Annotated in this window: 14 protein-coding genes; 12 read left to right on the forward strand and 2 right to left on the reverse strand. The window is 64.1% G+C overall.

The window, feature by feature from the left end; all coding sequences use genetic code 11:
• Positions 1-53: 53 nt before the first annotated feature.
• Together OVA00_RS05630 and OVA00_RS05635 are read right to left on the reverse strand one after the other, a co-directional pair.
• Complete coding sequence (locus tag OVA00_RS05630) at positions 54-1451, reverse strand: LLM class flavin-dependent oxidoreductase (protein WP_159415789.1); 1398 nt, start codon at positions 1449-1451, stop codon at positions 54-56.
• Positions 1452-1530: 79 nt separating this feature from the next.
• Entirely contained in the window at positions 1531-2748 is a 1218-nt protein-coding gene (locus tag OVA00_RS05635; RefSeq protein WP_060522015.1) for an SfnB family sulfur acquisition oxidoreductase, read from the reverse strand.
• Positions 2749-3144: 396 nt separating this feature from the next.
• On the opposite strand from OVA00_RS05635, the gene OVA00_RS05640 reads away from it, so the two are divergent.
• The 12 genes from OVA00_RS05640 (at position 3145) to repB (ending at position 16532) form a co-directional block, all read left to right on the forward strand.
• Positions 3145-3531 (forward strand): hypothetical protein, encoded by a 387-nt coding sequence (locus OVA00_RS05640; protein WP_034805768.1) that lies wholly within the window; start codon positions 3145-3147, stop codon positions 3529-3531.
• A 157-nt stretch (positions 3532-3688) separates the two neighbouring features.
• Complete coding sequence (locus OVA00_RS05645) at positions 3689-4591, forward strand: LysR family transcriptional regulator (RefSeq protein ID WP_034805970.1); 903 nt, start codon at positions 3689-3691, stop codon at positions 4589-4591.
• An 89-nt stretch (positions 4592-4680) separates the two neighbouring features.
• Entirely contained in the window at positions 4681-5169 is a 489-nt protein-coding gene (locus tag OVA00_RS05650) for a GAF domain-containing protein (protein ID WP_034805770.1), read from the forward strand.
• Between the two features lie 57 nt (positions 5170-5226).
• Positions 5227-6345: an NAD(P)-binding domain-containing protein gene (locus OVA00_RS05655; protein ID WP_060530441.1), complete on the forward strand. Its 1119-nt coding sequence runs from the start codon at positions 5227-5229 to the stop codon at positions 6343-6345.
• Positions 6346-6561: 216 nt separating this feature from the next.
• Positions 6562-7506 carry an ABC transporter permease gene (locus OVA00_RS05660; RefSeq protein WP_034805773.1) on the forward strand — a complete coding sequence of 315 codons (945 nt, stop codon included), beginning with the start codon at positions 6562-6564 and terminating at the stop codon, positions 7504-7506.
• Positions 7503-8321, forward strand: a complete 819-nt coding sequence (locus OVA00_RS05665) for an ABC transporter permease (protein ID WP_034805777.1) — start codon at positions 7503-7505, stop codon at positions 8319-8321. The genes OVA00_RS05660 and OVA00_RS05665 overlap by 4 nt, the downstream gene beginning before the upstream one ends.
• Complete coding sequence (locus OVA00_RS05670) at positions 8318-9946, forward strand: ABC transporter ATP-binding protein (RefSeq protein ID WP_034805780.1); 1629 nt, start codon at positions 8318-8320, stop codon at positions 9944-9946. Before OVA00_RS05665 ends, OVA00_RS05670 begins: the two co-directional genes overlap by 4 nt.
• Position 9947: 1 nt before the next feature.
• On the forward strand, positions 9948-10805 hold the full coding sequence (locus tag OVA00_RS05675) for a serine hydrolase (protein WP_034805783.1): 858 nt from the start codon (positions 9948-9950) through the stop codon (positions 10803-10805).
• Positions 10806-10842: 37 nt separating this feature from the next.
• Positions 10843-12387: an ABC transporter substrate-binding protein gene (locus tag OVA00_RS05680; protein WP_060522021.1), complete on the forward strand. Its 1545-nt coding sequence runs from the start codon at positions 10843-10845 to the stop codon at positions 12385-12387.
• A 113-nt stretch (positions 12388-12500) separates the two neighbouring features.
• A complete protein-coding gene (locus tag OVA00_RS05685; RefSeq protein WP_060601676.1) occupies positions 12501-13940 on the forward strand; it encodes a M20 family metallopeptidase in 1440 nt (479 codons plus the stop codon).
• 250 nt (positions 13941-14190) lie between these two features.
• Positions 14191-15450 (forward strand): plasmid partitioning protein RepA, encoded by a 1260-nt coding sequence (gene repA, locus OVA00_RS05690; protein ID WP_034805794.1) that lies wholly within the window; start codon positions 14191-14193, stop codon positions 15448-15450.
• Between the two features lie 5 nt (positions 15451-15455).
• Positions 15456-16532 carry a plasmid partitioning protein RepB gene (repB, locus tag OVA00_RS05695; RefSeq protein WP_060530447.1) on the forward strand — a complete coding sequence of 359 codons (1077 nt, stop codon included), beginning with the start codon at positions 15456-15458 and terminating at the stop codon, positions 16530-16532.
• Positions 16533-16799: the final 267 nt, after the last annotated feature.

Below are 16799 nucleotides of genomic sequence, written 5' to 3' on the forward strand. Positions count from 1 at the left end.
AGAAAAACGCCGCCTGAACAAAGGTTCCGGCGGCGTTTCTTTGATGTCTTCGCTTAAGCGGAGGCCGCGATCGCCTGCCGCTGGCCGGCGAGGTCGCGATAGCCGGCGCCCGGGTGCGGCGCTGCAAGCCTCGGACCGGCCCCGAAGAGCTTTTCGCGGAGCGTGCCTTCGCGGTAGCCGGTCTTGTAGACGCCGCGCCTTTGCAGTTCCGGCACCAGCAGGTCGACGGCGTCTTCGAAGGTCCCGGGCGTGACGGCATAGGCAAGGTTGAAGCCGTCGACATCGGTGTCCTCGACCCATTCCTGCAGGAGATCGGCGACCGTCGAGGGCGAGCCGACGAAGACGGGGCCGAAGCCGCCGATACCCACCCAGTCGGCCATTTCGCGCACGGTCCACACCCGGTCCGGGTCGATGGTCGTAAAGGTCTCGACGGCCGATTGCACCGCGTTGGTGTAACGGTGGCGAAGCGGCTCGTCCGGGGCGAACTGGCCGAAATCGATGCCTGTCCAGCCGGAGATCAGCGCCAGGGCACCCTCGTAGGACACGTGGCTGCGGTATTCGTCGAACTTCTTCTTCGCCTCCGCGTCGGTTTCGCCGAGAATCACCGTCTGCAGATTGAAGGCGAGGATTTCGCGTGGGTTGCGGCCGGCGCGCGCGGCTGCCTCGCGGACATTGGCGACATAGCGCTTCAATACGGTTTTGGATGGCGCGGCGACGAAGATGCATTCGGCGTGCGCCCCGGCAAAGTCCTTGCCGCGGCTCGAAGAGCCGGCCTGGTAGAGCACGGGCGTGCGCTGCGGCGACGGTTCGCTCAGGTGAATGCCGGGAACAGTGAAGTGGCGGCCGTGATGGTTGATCGGATGCACCTTTTCCGGATGGGTGAAGATACCGCTTGCCCGATCGCGCACGATGGCGCCGTCCTCCCAGCTTCCTTCCCAGAGCTTGTAGCAGACCTCCAGATATTCCTCGGCGAGATCATAGCGGTCGTCGTGGCGCGCCTGCTGCGCCTGGCCGATGTTGAGCGCGCCGCTGTTGAGGTAGGAGGTGACGATGTTCCAGCCGACACGCCCCCGGGTCAGATGGTCGAGCGTCGAGATGCGGCGGGCGAAGGTATAGGGATGCTCGAAGGAGAGCGACGCCGTCAGCCCGAAGCCGAGATGCTCGGTCTCGTAGGCCATGGTCGGCACCAGTTGCAGCGGGTCGTTGACCGGGACCTGGGCCGAATGCCGAAGGGCTGCATCCGCATTGCCGTTCAGCACGTCATAGACGCCCAGCACGTCGGCGATGAACAGGCCGTCGAACTTGCCGCGCTCGAGCGTTTTTGCCAGATGCACCCAGTAATCGAGATCCTTGTAGCGCCAGGACTGGTCGCGCGGATGGGTCCAGAGCCCTGGCGACTGGTGGCCGACGCAGTTCATGTCAAAGGCATTCAGCCGGATTTCGCGGCTCATGGGGCTCTCCTTCGGGCAAGGTTGGGCGTTGCCCAAAGCGCCGGTCACGCCTCGGGACGATCGCGCGCGGTCGATGGGCTCAGAGTGCGCCGTTCTTCGGCGGCTTGATGCCGTTCAGGTGGTAGTTGCCGACAACGTGATGCTTCCAGCGCACCGGGTCGTGCAGCGTGTGGGTGCGGGCGTTTCGCCAATGGCGGTCGAGGTTGAGGCCGATCTTCGTCGATGCGGTGCCGGCGAGTTCGAAGAGCGTGTTGCTCGCTTCCAAGGCGATTTCGGTCGTCAGGACCTTTGCCGCGGCAACGGCAAGCGTCGCTTCGATCACGCTTTCCTCGGTACCGTTGATCTGGGCGACGTCGACCTTTTTGCCGGCACGCTCCACCGTGGCCGTTGCCGCCTCCAGGCGGATGGCAAGCTGGCCGATGCGGGCGATCGTCAACGGATCGTCGGCCGCCCGTTCGGCGCCACTGTCCATCCAGGGGCGCGCATGATTGCGGACAAAGTCGAGGGTTTCGGCAAAGGCTGCCCGGGCAATGCCGAGATCGATGCCGGCATGGATGATCTGGCCGACGCTACCGATCGTCGTCGGCCTTTCGAAGCCGCGGTGATGGCGCACCACCGCATCGGCGGCCACATAGACGTTCTGCAGCACGGTCGTGCCGCTGCCGGTCGTGCGCTGGCCGAAGCCGTCCCAGTCGTCGATGATCTGCAAGCCCTCCGCGCCGCGCGGCACGAAGGCCATGGTCAGCTTGTCGTTCGGATCAAGGGCGAAGATGACGATCCATTCGGCAAACAGCACGCCGGTCGAATAATATTTGCGCCCGTTCAGACGGAAGCCGGGGCCGTCGGAGGAAAGCCGGGTCTCATAGTCGCCGACGGTTTTCGTGCCACGCTCCGAAAGGGCGTTGCCGAAACGGTCGCCGGCAAGCGCCCGGCCGAAGAAAAAGGCCTTTTGCTCCTCGGTGCCATCGGTGCGCAGCGCCTCGAGAATGTAGAAATGGTTCTGCGGGATCTGGCCGATCGAGGAATCCGCTTCCGAAAGGATGGCGGTGACTTCGGCAAGAACGGCATTGGAGACGTCTATGCCGTCATACTCCGGCGGCACGGTGATCGCCAGCAGGCCGGATTGGGCGAGCGCATCGAGCTCGTCGAAGGGCAGAATGCGATCCGTGTCCCGCTCGTTGGCACTCCCTGCAAATTCCGCCGCCAGCTCACGCGCGATCGACAGCGCTTCCTCTTCGCTTTCGATCCGGTGCGCCGGGGCTCTAGTTTTCTCGGAAAGCCGCGAGATCGTTCCCATGTGACTGCTCCCTGTCGATTGAGGTGCATATCAGTGAATTATCTGGCCTGATCGGGTAAGATAGTATATTCTATAGAAATTATCGATTTGAGTATTTCGTTTCGGCCTTGATGGCGACTTGGTGTTTACCTTCGGGTCGGGATGGGTAAGATCGATTCGGGGGAAGGTCAGGGAAGAGGACCCTGGTGACGGTCGGCGGCGTGTATGCTCACCGATTTCCCGCCAAAATTGACTGCGGCTCACGGAACCATCGCCCGATTTGTGCATTTGCCTCATCGCCTGCAGTTTGACCCGTCGTGTGGCCCCAGAGTATCGGCCACCCGGCACGAACACAAACATATGCTGACAGAATTGGCCATTCGCGTTTCCCGGCCTTAACCACTGAAGGAGACACAAATGACGAATTTCCTGCCTGCTCTCCATGAAGGGCACGCCTCCATCACGCTGCAGAACCTGTTTCGTGATGCTCTGGAGGCCTATGATGACTGGGGCGCCAACATGCCCGAGCCCATCGTTGCGTTCGAAGGCAAGCGCATTCCCATCAGCGAGGTCTTCGACTGGATGAAACCTTGCAGCGACATCATGCCGGCAAACCTCATCGGCATCGTAACCGACCGACTGAACAAGCCGTGGAGCGGTGAAGGGCCGCTCGACGCCATGACCGTCTCGACGGCCGCGCGTGTCATGTCGGTGCTGACGCGGCGGCAGCTGCGCAGCTTCGGTCGCGGCTCGATCGAGATCTTCGCCGACCGCTTCAACCATCCGGTCCACGCCAGCGCGTGAGACCGGTGACCTCAGAGGAGCGCGCGTGCGCGCTCCTCGTTCCCGGCGGGTATCCGTCACGGATTTCCCCGCACCTTGCCGACCCCTTCCTTGAAGCATCGCCTTCCCGTAAACACGAGGGGAGAGCAAGCGGATGTTCGAGCGGACCGGGGGCGGCGTGAATTTTCGACAATTGGAAGTGCTGCGCACGCTGTTGGCGACCGGATCGACGATTGCGGCCGCCAAGACGATGGGGCTCAGCCAGTCCGGCGTCAGCCGGCTGTTGCAGCAGCTCGAGGAAGAGCTGTCGCTGACGCTTTTTGCCCGTGACAAGGGCCGGCTGATTGCGACGCCCGAGGCGATGAAGCTCGCCGAGGATGCGGAGCATATCTTGCTCGGCATCGACCGGTTCACCAATCTGGCGCAGGACCTGCGCAGCGGCGCAGTCGGCCCAGAGGTCGTGCGCATCGGCCTGCCGAACAGCATGTCCGAGACCTTCGCCCCGGCGATGCTCGCCGACTATGCCAAGGATTTTCCCGGCGTGCGCGTCGAAACCTTCTTCGACACGACCGTTGCGATCGCCCGCCTCGTCGAGCAGCGCATCATCGATTTCGGCTTCCTGCGTTATGAGGGGCAGCTGAGCGCCGGTCTCGAAATGCAGCCGGTCGCAACCGGCCTCAGCGTCTGCGTCATGGAAAAGGGGCACACGCTTTCGCAGCACGAAACCGTGACGCCGAAGGAACTGCGCGGCGTGCCCTTGATCCTGATCGGCCGCCGCCGGCCGACGCGGGTCATGCTCGACGAGATCTTCCGCAAGGCCGGCGTGCCGCAAAAGGTCAAGATCGAGACCCACAGCAACAGCTCGGCCTGCGCCTACGCGGCCTACGGCCTTGGGGTCGCGATCATCAGCAGCTTCTTTGCCAATCTGCACCGGCACCTACCGATCGAGATCCGTCCGTTTTCGCCGCACCTCACCCAGGATTTCGGCGTCGCGACGGCGGCTGGCGTACCGCTGTCGCTTGCAGCCCAAGCCATGATTGACTGCCTCAAAAGGCAGGTCGCCGCTTCGCAGCAGCCGTGAGACAATGGCCTCAAGGTTGCGGCCATTGGCAATGGGACGGGCGCGACACTACATTGCCGGCCGATACGAACATTAGAGCGGATAAGATCATGTTTCAGGCAGCCACCATCGACACAGGCGACAAGCGCGCTTTCTATGCGGAGTTGGCCCAGCAGCTCGAATCGCTGCTTCATGGCGAGCCGAACCTGATCGCCAACGCGGCCAATACGTCGGCGCTGATGTTCCAGACCATGCCGAGCCTCAATTGGGCGGGGTTTTATTTCCTCGAAACCGACGACGAACTCGTGCTGGGACCGTTCCAGGGCAAGCCTGCCTGTGTGCGCATCGCCGTCGGCCGCGGGGTCTGCGGAACGGCCGTCAAGGAAGACCGCTCGATCCTTGTGGAAGACGTCCATGCCTTTCCGGGGCACATCGCCTGCGATGCGGCCTCGCGCTCGGAACTCGTGGTTCCGGTGCGGCGTGACGGCCGGGTGATCGGCGTCATCGATCTCGACAGCCCGGAGCCTGCACGCTTCGACCGCGACGACCAGATCGGCATCGAAAAACTTGCGGCGATCTTCGCAGCGGCAATTGCATAGGGCCGCCGCCGTGGATGATCTGGCAAGGACTGACAGGCTTTTGCTTCGGGCCGCACCATGACGGATGCGGCTCAGCCTGTCGATGTCGAAACGCATGCGCGCGTGGCCCGCAAGATCGACATCGTCGTCATCGGCGCCGGGCAGGCGGGATTGTCTTCGGCCTATCACCTGGGCCGGCTCGGGCTGGCGCCTCACAGGCAATATGTCGTCATCGACCGGTCGCCGCAGCCGGGCGGGGCCTGGCAGTTTCGCTGGCCGTCGCTGACCTTGAATACGGTCAACGGTATTCACGATCTTCCCGGCATGAGATTTTCCGAAGCGGTCGATACCAGCAAGGGCGAGGTTCACGCGGCCGTCGCCGTGCCGCAGTATTACGGCGCCTATGAGAAGGCATTCGGTCTGCCGGTCCGCCGGCCGGTGGCCGTCAAGGTCGTGTGTGACCGGGGCGAGCGCTTCAGGGTCGAGACGGACGACGGGGCTTATGCTGCCCGCGGCATCATCAACGCGACCGGCACCTGGGAGGCCCCCTATATCCCGCCCTATCCGGGAGCGGAGCGCTTCAAGGGGCACCAGCTGCACACGAAGGATTATCAGTCGGCAGCGCAATTCGCGGGGCAGCATGTGCTGGTCGTCGGCGGCGGCATCTCCGCCATCCAGCTGCTCGATGAAATATCGCAGGTGACATCGACCACGTGGGTAACGCGGGAGGAGCCGGCCTTCCGCGACGAACCGTTTACGCCAGAGGTTGGACGCGCCGCCGTAGCCATGGTCGAGGACCGGGTTCGCCGCGGCCTGCCGCCGGGCTCGGTCGTCTCGGTGACGGGCATTCCGGTGACACCTGCGATCATGGCCGCACGTGCACGCGGCGCGCTCGAGCGCCAGCCGATGTTTGCCGAAATGACCGAAAACGGCGTGCGCTGGTCCGACGGGCGCGAACTGGCCGTCGACGTCATCCTCTGGAGCACCGGCTTCAGAAGCGCGCTCGATCACCTGGCGCCGCTGCAACTGCGCAATGCTGACGGCGGTATCCTGATGACCGGTCGGCTGGCGACTCAGGTGGCAAAAGACCCGCGCATCCATCTCGTCGGCTACGGGCCGTCGGCTTCCACCATCGGTGCGAACCGGGCAGGAGGCGCTGCCGCCCGCGAACTGGCCGATTTTCTTCATCTGACCTGACGGAAGCCGGCGCGATCGCGCCGGCTTCCTCGCCAGCGAGCAGCCGGGCAGCGCCCACCCGGTCGCGATGAAGTTGCATGCCCTTTTCATAGAGGTATGACATTTACTCATAATATTGCACGATTTTTTCCAATCGATCATAGTCCCTGCAACAAGAGAGCCGACGGGCAGGAGAATCGCGGTAACGCGTGCGGCCTGCCTCAGTACGGGGAACCCATGATCAAATTCATTCTCAATCGTCTCGTGATGGCGATACCGACGATCGTGATCGTCTCGGTTGCCGTCTTCACGCTTATCCGCCTCATTCCCGGTGATCCGGCAGCGCTGATGCTCGGCGATATGGCCGAACCGCAGCAGATTGCCGCGTTGCGCGCGGAGCTCGGTCTCGACCGCAGCATCCCGGAGCAATTCGTCATCTGGGCCGGCAACATCCTCTCCGGCGATTTCGGCACCTCGATCGTCACCGGCGAGCCGGTGCTGCATCTGGTCGTCAGCCGCTTCTTCGTCAGCGCCGAAATCGTCGTCATCGCCGTGCTTCTCGCGAGCCTGATCGCGGTTCCGGCCGGCGTCATCGCCGCCTGGCGGCAGAACAGCCTGACCGACCTGGCGCTTGTCGGTTCGGCGACCGTGCTTCTGTCGATCCCAACCTTCTGGCTCGGTCTTCTCTTGCTGCTCGCCTTCGGCCTGAAGCTCGGCTGGCTGCCGGTGCTTGGCTACGTGCCGATCTCGGAGAACTGGAAGGCCGGCCTTCTCTATCTGGTGCTGCCGGTCATGACGCTTGTCATCCACGAGATGGGCGTGATCATCCGCATGGCCCGCGCCTCTACGCTCGAAGTGCTGCGGCTCGATTACATCACCCATGCCCGTGCCAAGGGGCTTTCGGAAAGTGCCGTTCTCTGGCGCCACGCCTTCAAGAACGCCTTCGGCCCGACCTGGACGATGATTGGCCTGATCCTCGGCAACCTGCTCGGCGGCATCGCCGTCATCGAGACGGTGTTCACCATTCCGGGTCTTGGCCGTCTAATGGTCGATGCGATCTTCCAGCGCGACTATCCGGTGATCCAGGGCTGCCTGCTGCTCGTCGCCTTCTCCTATGTCGTCGTCAATCTGGTGGTCGACCTCCTCTATCCTCTCTTCGATCCGCGGGTGGTGGCAGAATGAGAAAGCTCACTTTCAACGGCGCCATCGGCGGCGGCCTGATCGGCCTGCTGGTCATCACCGCCCTCATCGGCCTTTTCTGGACGCCTTATGATCCGATGGCGCTCGGCTTCACCGCGCGGCTTGCCGCACCCGGTGCAGCGCACTGGCTCGGCACCGACGAGTTCGGCCGCGATGTCGCCAGCCGCCTGATGGTCGGCGCCCGTGCCAGCGTCTGGATCGGCTTCCTGACCGTCACCTTCGCCGTCGTCTTCGGCACCTTCATCGGCATCGTCAGCGGCTATGCGCGCGGCTGGGTCGATGGCGTGATCATGGCGATCAACAACGCGCTCCTGGCCTTCCCCGGCATCCTGCTGGCGCTCGGCCTGCTCGCCGTCTTCGGCGCCAACCAGTACGGCATCATCTTCGCGCTCGGCATCGCCTATACGCCGTCAATGGCCCGCGTGGTGCGCGGAGCGGTGCTGTCGCTGCGCGAACGCGAGTTCATCGAGGCGTCGCGGGTGATGGGCAATGGCGAGATATATACGATGCTGCGCCATATCCTGCCGAACTGCGTCGCGCCGATCACGGTGCTTGCCACCTCGATGTTCGGCTGGGCGATCCTCTCGGAAAGCGCGCTTTCCTTCCTCGGTCTCGGCGTGCCGCCACCGGCACCCACCTGGGGAAACATGCTCGCCGCCGGCCGCCCCTTCATAGAACAGGCCGTCTGGCTCGGTTTCTTCCCCGGTCTCTGCATCGCTCTCACTTTGCTCGGCATCAACCTTCTGGGCGACGCGCTACGCGACCGTCTCGACCCCCGCATGCGAGGCCTGAAATGACCGGCAATCCTCTTCTCAGTGTCCAGCGCCTTTCGCTTGCCGTCACTCACTCCGGCAACCAGGTAGTGAAGAACGTCAGCTTTGACGTCGCGCCCGGCGAAATCGTCGGCATCGTCGGCGAAAGCGGCTCCGGCAAGACACTGGCGACACGCGCGATCATCGGGCTCATTCCGCCGGCCGTCCGCCGTATCGGCGGCACGATCCTCTACCGGGGTAAGGATGTGCTCGGCATGAAGGACCGGGATCTCCGCCAGCTTCGCGGCGGGGAGGTCGGCGTCGTCTTCCAGGAGCCGATGACCTCGCTCAACCCGTCGATGACCATCGGCCGGCAGCTCGAGGAAGGGCTGATCCTGCACACAAAGATGTCGGTCGAGGAGCGCCGCACGGCGATCCTCTCGATGCTTGGTCGCGTCGGCATACGCGAGCCGGAGCGGGCGTTGACCGCCTATCCGCACGAGTTCTCCGGCGGCATGCGCCAGCGCATCATGCTCGCCTCGGTGATGCTGTTGAAGCCAGCCTTGCTGATCGCAGACGAGCCGACGACCGCGCTCGATGCCGTCGTCCAGCGCGACGTCATGGAGCTGATGGTCGAGTTGACCCAGGCCGAGGGCACTGCAGTGCTGCTCATCAGCCACGACCTGCCGATGGTCGCCCGCTACACCAACCGTTTCGTGGTGATGGAAAAGGGCGTCGTCGTCGAGCAGGGGCTGACCGAGGAGATCCTGCAAGCACCGCAGCATCCCTATACCCGCAAGCTGCTTTCGTCGCTGCCGTTCCGTGGTGCTGCGCGTGAGCTTGACATGACCCGCACGCCGATGGTTTCGGCGCGCAATATTGTCGTCGAGTATCCCGGCCGCAAGGGTCTCTTCCGCAGGCACGAGCCGAAGCGCGCGCTGCACGGCGTCAGCGTCGATATCCATGTCGGCGAGGTCGTGGCACTGGTCGGCGGTTCCGGCTCTGGCAAGACGACGCTCGGCCGCACCATCGCAGGCCTCGTCCAGCAGGCCGAAGGCGACATCCTGTTCCAGGGCCGCGAGCGCAGCGCCGACTGGCGCGATTATAGGCTGAACTGCCAGATGGTCTTCCAGGATCCCTATTCGTCGCTCGATCCGCGCATGACCATTCAGGCGCTCGTCGAGGAAGCGCTGCGGCTGGTGCCGGACCTCGATACGCCGGCCAAGCGTCGCCGTGCGCTCGAAACGCTTGAGGAAGTCGGGCTCAGCGCCGATTTCGCCAATCGCTATCCGCATGAGCTCTCGGGCGGCCAGCGCCAGCGTGTGGCTATCGCCCGCGCCATCGCACGGCGGCCAAAATTCCTGATCGCCGACGAGCCGGTGTCGGCGCTCGACGTAACCGTTCGCTCTCAGGTGCTGGAACTCTTCTCGAACCTGCAGAAGCGCTACGGCTTCTCGTGCCTGTTCATCAGCCACGACCTCGGCGTCGTCGAGCAGGTCGCCGACCGCGTCATCGTCATGCAGGACGGGCGCATCATCGAAGAAGGCGACCGCGACCGGATCTTCGATGCGCCGAAGGATGCCTATACCCGCAAGCTGCTTTCGGCGATCCCGGCGCTCGATCTCAACCAGACCGGTGGCGTCACCCTCAAATGGCGGCTGGAGGCCTGAGATGAGCACGGAAATCAAGACCGGTGCGATCGCGGCCGAACTCCACGCGATCGCCGACGCGGAGCCCTTCGTCACCCGCTTCCTCGTGCGCAATCTCCAGACCGGTGAAACCATCGGCCGTGGCGAGGGTGAGGAAACACCATCTGCCAGCACCCGCAAAACCTCGATCATGATGGCGGCGCTGAAGGCGGTGGCAGAAGGCCGGCTTCATCTTGACGAGCGCATCACCTACGAAGCACGGCTCGCCCAGGAAGTGGCGAGCGGCATGTTCCGCTACCTGACGCCTGGAATCGTCATTTCGCTGCGCGACGCGATCGTCGGCATGATGGTTCTGAGCGACAATGTCTGCACCAAGATGGTGTTCGAGCGGCTGACGCTTGAAGAGGTCGACGGCTATTGCAAGGCGCTCGGCATGGTGGGCACGCACCATCGCTTCCTCATTCCGCCGCTGGCGCTCAAACCCGATCATTCGCTGGCCGACGTCACGACGACGACGGCTGCCGACCAGGTGATGCTGCTGGAACTGATCCTCGCCGCCGAGCACGATGCCGCTGCTGCCGCCAGGCTTGGCATCACGGTCGAGCTCGCCGCCTTCGCTGTGCAGACGCTGAAGAACCAGGTTTTGCGCTATGGCATCCGCTCGCGGCTGCCCTTCGATACGGTCGTCGCCTGCAAGGGGGGTCGCGGCAAACGCGGCCGCATGGATGCCGGCGTCGTCTATCGCGACGGCAAGCCGCTCTATGCGATCGCCGCCTTCACCGACGGCGTACCCGCGCTGATGCCCGACGGCACGCCCGGCTACACCATCGCGCTCGAAACCATCGGCAAGCTGTCACAGGTCTGCTGGCGCGCCTTTTGAACCGACAACACCAACAATCAGAAAAGAGAGAGGAACCATGAAAACCATACTTCTTGCCGGAACCATGCTGATGAGCGCGATCGCGCTCGGCCATGCGCGTGACCTGACGGTCGCCCAGAGCTCGGACATCCGCAGCAACGAGCCCGGCGTCAACCGCGACGGCAACACCGACTCGGTGATCTTCCACATCGTCGAAGGTCTGGTCGGCTACGCCGAGAACGGCGAAGTGAAGCCGCTGCTCGCGAAAAGCTTCGAGGTTTCGCCCGATGGCCTGACCTATACGTTCAAGCTGCGAGACGACGTGAAGTTCCACAACGGTAAGGCGCTGACCGCGGAAGACGTGGTCTGGAACTGGAACCGCTACATGAAGCCGGAGACCAAGTGGACCTGCGCCGGCGACTTCGACGGCAGCAAGTCGATCAAGGTGACGAGCGTCGCCGCAGCCGACGCCTCCACCGTCACCATGAGTATCGAGAAGCCTTCGGCCGTCTTTCTCGGCCTGATGGCCCGGCCGGAATGCGGCTACACCGGCATCGTCTCCCAAGATTCCGTCGGCGCAGACGGCGCTTACACTGCGCCCATCGGCACCGGCCCGTTCAAGTGGGCGGAATGGAAGAAGGGCGAATATGTCCGGCTCGAAAAGAACGCCGACTACGTCTCACCCGCCAATGACGGCAAGCCCGATGGCATGGTCGGCTCGAAGCGGCCGCTCGTCGACGGCATCAAGTTCATGGTGATCCCGGACGCCTCGACCGTGAAGACCGGCCTGCTTTCGGGCGCGCTCGACACCGCCGAAGTCTCGGCCGATCTCATTGCCGAGTTCAAGGACAGCGACACGATGCAACTCATCGTCAAGCGCAACAACGGCAAGAACCTGCTTTACTTCCAGACCCGCGACAAGATCCTGAGCAACGTTGCGGTTCGCCGCGCGATGGCCGAAGCGCTCGACCTCGACCAGCTCGTCGCCGCTGTTTCCAACGGCACCGGCGAAGCCAACGCATCGATGGTCTCGGCCGACTCGATCTTCTACTCCGACGTCCAGAAGAAGAAGATCCCGATGGATCTCGAAAAAGCGAAGAAGAACCTGGCTGATGCCGGCTACAACGGCGAGCCGATCACCATCATCGCCAACAAGCGCGGCAACGTGCCGAGCTTCCCCGCTGCCGTCGTCGCCCAGGCGATGATGCAGCAGGTGGGCCTCAACGTGCAGATCGAAGTGCTCGACTATGCGACCCAGGTCGATCGCCGCCGCTCCGGCAACTATCAGGTGATCTCGCAGTCGGTGTCGCCGCGTCTCGATCCGGCGCTGATGTACAGCTTCTATGTCGGCAACAAGGACAAGAACGCCTCGCTGATGTGGGACAACCCGAAGGCGGTTGAACTGATGAAGGCAGCCTATGTCGAGGCCGACCAGGCCAAGCGCCAGGCGATCTTCGACGAGTTCCACCAGCTGATGCTCGACGAGGTCCCCGGCATCTTCATGTACGACATGGTCGACATCTGGGGCGCCACCAAGAAGCTGCACGGCCAGCCGGTCTGGCAGTCCAACACCCGCCTCTGGGAAGTGACGCTCGACGACTGATGCGGGCGTAGTCCTTTCTCTCCAGCGGATGGCGGCCGTTTGTCGCCCTCCGCACCTCCTTAGACAAAACTGCTGATGCGACCGCGCCCCGCGCCGTCGCAAAAGGATGATTGATGCCAAATCCAGCCGCCCGGACCGCCCTTGTCGACACGATCGAAGCGCTGAAGCCCGAATTCGCCGAAATGAGCGACGCGATCTGGGACCATGCGGAACTGAGTTTTCATGAGGAAAAGTCGGTAGCGACGCAGATCGCCATGCTGGAGAAGCATGGGTTTCGCGTGTCGCGCGGACTGGCGGACATCGATACCGCCTTCGTCGGCGAGAGCGGGCAGGGCCTGCCGGTGATCGCCTTTCTTGGTGAGTTCGACGCGCTTGCGGGTCTGAGCCAGGTGGCCGGCGTCGCCGAGGCGAAAGCGCTCACTGAGGGCGGTACGGGCCATGGTTGCGGTCACAATCTGCTCGGCACGGGTTCGCTGCTCGCTGCCGTCGCGCTTGCCCGCTACCTCAAGGAAAACGACTTGCCGGGTACGGTGCGCTATTACGGCTGCCCCGGCGAGGAGGGCGGTTCCGGCAAGACCTTCATGGCACGCGCCGGCATCTTCGCGGATGTCGATACGGCGCTGACCTGGCACCCGGCACCCTTCAACGGCGTACGCTCGACCAACAATCTCGCCGTTCTTGAAATCTATTACCGCTTCAAGGGCGTCGCCGCGCACGCATCGAACGGTGCCCATCTCGGCCGCAGCGCGCTCGACGCGCTGGAACTGATGAATGTCGGCGTCAACTTCCTGAGGGAGCATATGCCGCAGGATTGCCGCGTGCACTATGCGATCACCGATGCCGGCGGCAAGGCGGCAAACGTCGTCCAGGCCCGCGCCGAGGCGCTCTATCTCGTGCGGGCGCCGCAGATGCCGGAGGCCTTAGCGCTCGCTGCCCGCATCGACAAGATCGCCAAGGGGGCGGCGATGATGACCGAAACCGAGGTCGAGATCGTCTTTGACCGGGCGGCGACCAACCTGCTGCCCAACATCGCGCTGGAAACGGCGATCCACGACAACATGGTGGCGCTCGGGCCGGTTCCCTTCGACGAGGCCGATATCGCCTTTGCCAAGGACATCCAGAAGACGCTGACGCAGGAAGCAATCTCGAGCAGCATCCGGCTTTACCAAATCAAGGGCGATGTTTTTGCGAACAGCCGCATGGACGGTTCGACCGGTCTGCATCTCGGCCTTCGCGATTTCGAGGGCCAGTCGCATTTCCGCGCCGGCTCGACCGATGTCGGCGACGTCAGCTGGATCACGCCGACCGCGCAATGCTGGGCGCCCGCCTGGGCGATCGGCACGGCGCCGCACACCTGGCAGGTGGTCGCGCAGGGCAAGAGCCCGGCCGCCCACAAGGCTTTCGCCCACGCGGCAAAATCACTGGCCACGACCGGCCTCGACCTGATCCTCGATGCCGATCTTTTGGCACGGGCAAAGGCCGAGTGGCGTGAAAAGACCGAGGGCAAGCCCTACCAATGCCCGATCCCGGATCATATCGGTCCGAAACTCTGAAATCATTTTTTCGATGCCTGCAAACGCCCGCGCCACCCCGCGGGCGTTTCGTTTTGTCGGCGTCCGGAACGTCTGCCCGGCGAGTGCACGCGCCTTTGAATGGCGCCAGACTCTTGACGCGAATCGCAGGCTCCGGCATCTCTGTTACGGAGTTTTCCGAATAAGTGCCGATTGGCCGTATTTGAATTGAATCTCTGTTAGCGTGATGTGGCGCCGTTGGGCCGCTGACGCGCGCAAGGAGTATGGCAGAATGAATATGACGGCAACCCAGGCAAGACAGGACGCGGGTCACTCCCAGGCACGCCGTCCGGCCGACGAAGCGATCGCGGCCGATGCCCGCGCGCTTTCCGAACAGTTGAAGGCGATGCGCGAGCGCCTGTTCGCGCCGACGGCGATGAAGACATTGCGCAGCTTCACCTCGGGCGAGGCGGCCAAGCTGATCGGCGTTTCTGACGGCTATCTGCGCCAGCTCTCGCTTGCCGGTGAAGGCCCGCAGCCCGATACCGGGCTTGGCGGCCGCCGCTCCTATTCACTCTCCGACATCAATGCGCTTCGCCGGCACTTGGCCGAACAGGCGCTTGCCAAGGGCAACGCCGCCAAGGCGCGCAGCTATCTCAAGTGGCGCGATGCGGAAGCAGGCGAACACCTGCAGGTGATCTCGGTCACCAACTTCAAGGGCGGCTCCGGCAAGACCACATCGTCGGTGCATATCGCGCAATATCTGGCGTTGACCGGCCACCGCGTGCTCGCCGTCGACCTCGACCCGCAGGCCTCGCTGTCCGCACTCTTCGGTTACCAGCCGGAACTCGACCTTACCGGCAACGACACGCTCTATGGCGCGATCCGCTACGACGCCGAGGCGCGGCCGTTGAAGGACATCATCCGCAAGACCTATTTCGACGGCCTCGATCTCGTGCCCGGAAATCTCGAGCTGCAGGAGTTCGAGCACACGACGCCGCAGGCACTGAGCGCCCGTCACAATGGCACGGACGCTGGCCCGCTGTTCTTCGCCCGCGTGCAGGCCGCCCTTGCGAGCGTTGCCGACGACTATGACGTCGTCATCATCGACTGCCCGCCGCAGCTCGGCTATCTGACGCTGTCAGCGCTCTGCGCCTCGACGTCCGTCGTCGTCACCGTGCATCCGCAGATGCTCGACGTCGCCTCGATGAACCAGTTTCTCTACATGACGTCGGACCTCCTGAGCGTCGTGCGCGAGGCCGGTGGCGAACTCAACTTCGACTTCCTGCGCTACCTCGTCACCCGCTTCGAGCCGAACGACGGGCCGCAGGCCCAGATTGTCGGCTTCATGCGTTCGCTCTTCGGCGACCGGGTGTTGACCTCGGCCATGGTGAAGTCCACCGCGGTTTCCGATGCCGGCCTGACGAAGCAGACGCTCTACGAGGTCGGACGCGAGAATTTTACCCGCGCCACCTATGACCGCGCGATCGAATCGCTGAACGCCGTCAACGGCGAGATCGAAACGCTCATTCACGCGGCCTGGGGGCGCTGACCGACATGGCTGGCAACCGCAAGAACGAACTGCGCGCACTCTTTTCCGGCAATGTCGCCCCGGCGGCGCCTGCCGCGGAAGCGGATGACAAGGCGCCCGCCGCACCAAGCGTGCAGCCGGCAAAGCCAGTCGTGGTCCCCGCCGCCCAGGCCGACGTGCCGCGGGCGGCCTCCGGCGCGATCAAGGCCATGGGGCTTTCGCTTGGGAGTATCACCCGCGAGGCGGAAGAGGCCCGCGCGCTGCGCGAAGCCCTGCATCAGGGCGAGCGCGTCGTCGAGCTTGATCCGGAGCTGATCGATGCGTCTTTCGTCGGCGACCGCCTGACCGACGGCGAGACCGACGATCCGGAATTCCTGGCGCTCGCCGACAGTATCCGCGACAGCGGCCAGCAGTCGCCGATCCTCGTGCGCCCGCACCCGCAGAAGCAAGGCCGCTACCAGACCGCCTACGGCCATCGTCGTCTCAATGCCGTGCGCAGCCTCGGCATCAAGGTCAAGGCCATCGTCCGGCCGCTGACCGACGACGAGCTGGTGCTGGCGCAGGGCAAGGAAAACGCCGAGCGGCGCAACCTGTCCTTCATCGAGCGTGCCATGTTTGCGTCGGCGCTCGCCGACCGCGGCTTCGACCGCAAGGTGATCGGCGAGGCGCTCGCCGTGCAGAAGAGCGAGCTGTCGCGCCTCCTGCAGGTGGCCGAAGGCGTGCCGCCGGCGATTGCCCGCGCGATCGGCCCGGCACCGAAGGTCGGCCGCGAACGCTGGATGGCCTTCGGCGCGCTGCTTGAGGATATGGTGACCGTCGAACTGGCGCAGGAGGAGTGCCGCTCGCGCCGCTTCCTCGAAGCCGAAAGCGACCAGCGGTTCCAGATCGTCTTCGCGCGCCTGTCGCGCAAACCGAAGCCGGACGCAGCGGCCAAGCCGGAGACGCTGGTCGACGCCGGCGGACGCGCCTTTGCCAAGCTCAAGCGCGACGGCAAGAATGCCCGCATCGAGTTCTCAGTCGATGTCGATCCAGCCTTCATCGACGAGGTCGTCGAACTGCTTGCCAAGCAGCATGCGGTGTTCGCGGCGGGCCGCGAAGGCTGAACGAAGTCTGCCCTTCTGAAAGTTCCAATCGGGCCTGCGTGACGCTCTCACGCAGGCCCGATTCGTTTTCCCGGCGGAGCCGATGGTAGGCCGCCGCGAGCATCCCCGTGCGATCGCCGCTGTCGCCCCCATCCAAGAAATATTTTCGGCCGTGTGAGGCCGGCGACGGGATGTCGCGGCGGCCTTGGGGCGTCGGGCATTGCCGTTGCATGGAGCCCACAGAAAGGCAGCAATCGACCACGGATCCCGGTTCGAAACGGGGCGTTG

Origin of the sequence: Ensifer sp. SL37, from assembly GCF_026672675.1 — a bacterium.
GTDB lineage: Bacteria > Pseudomonadota > Alphaproteobacteria > Rhizobiales > Rhizobiaceae > Ensifer > Ensifer adhaerens.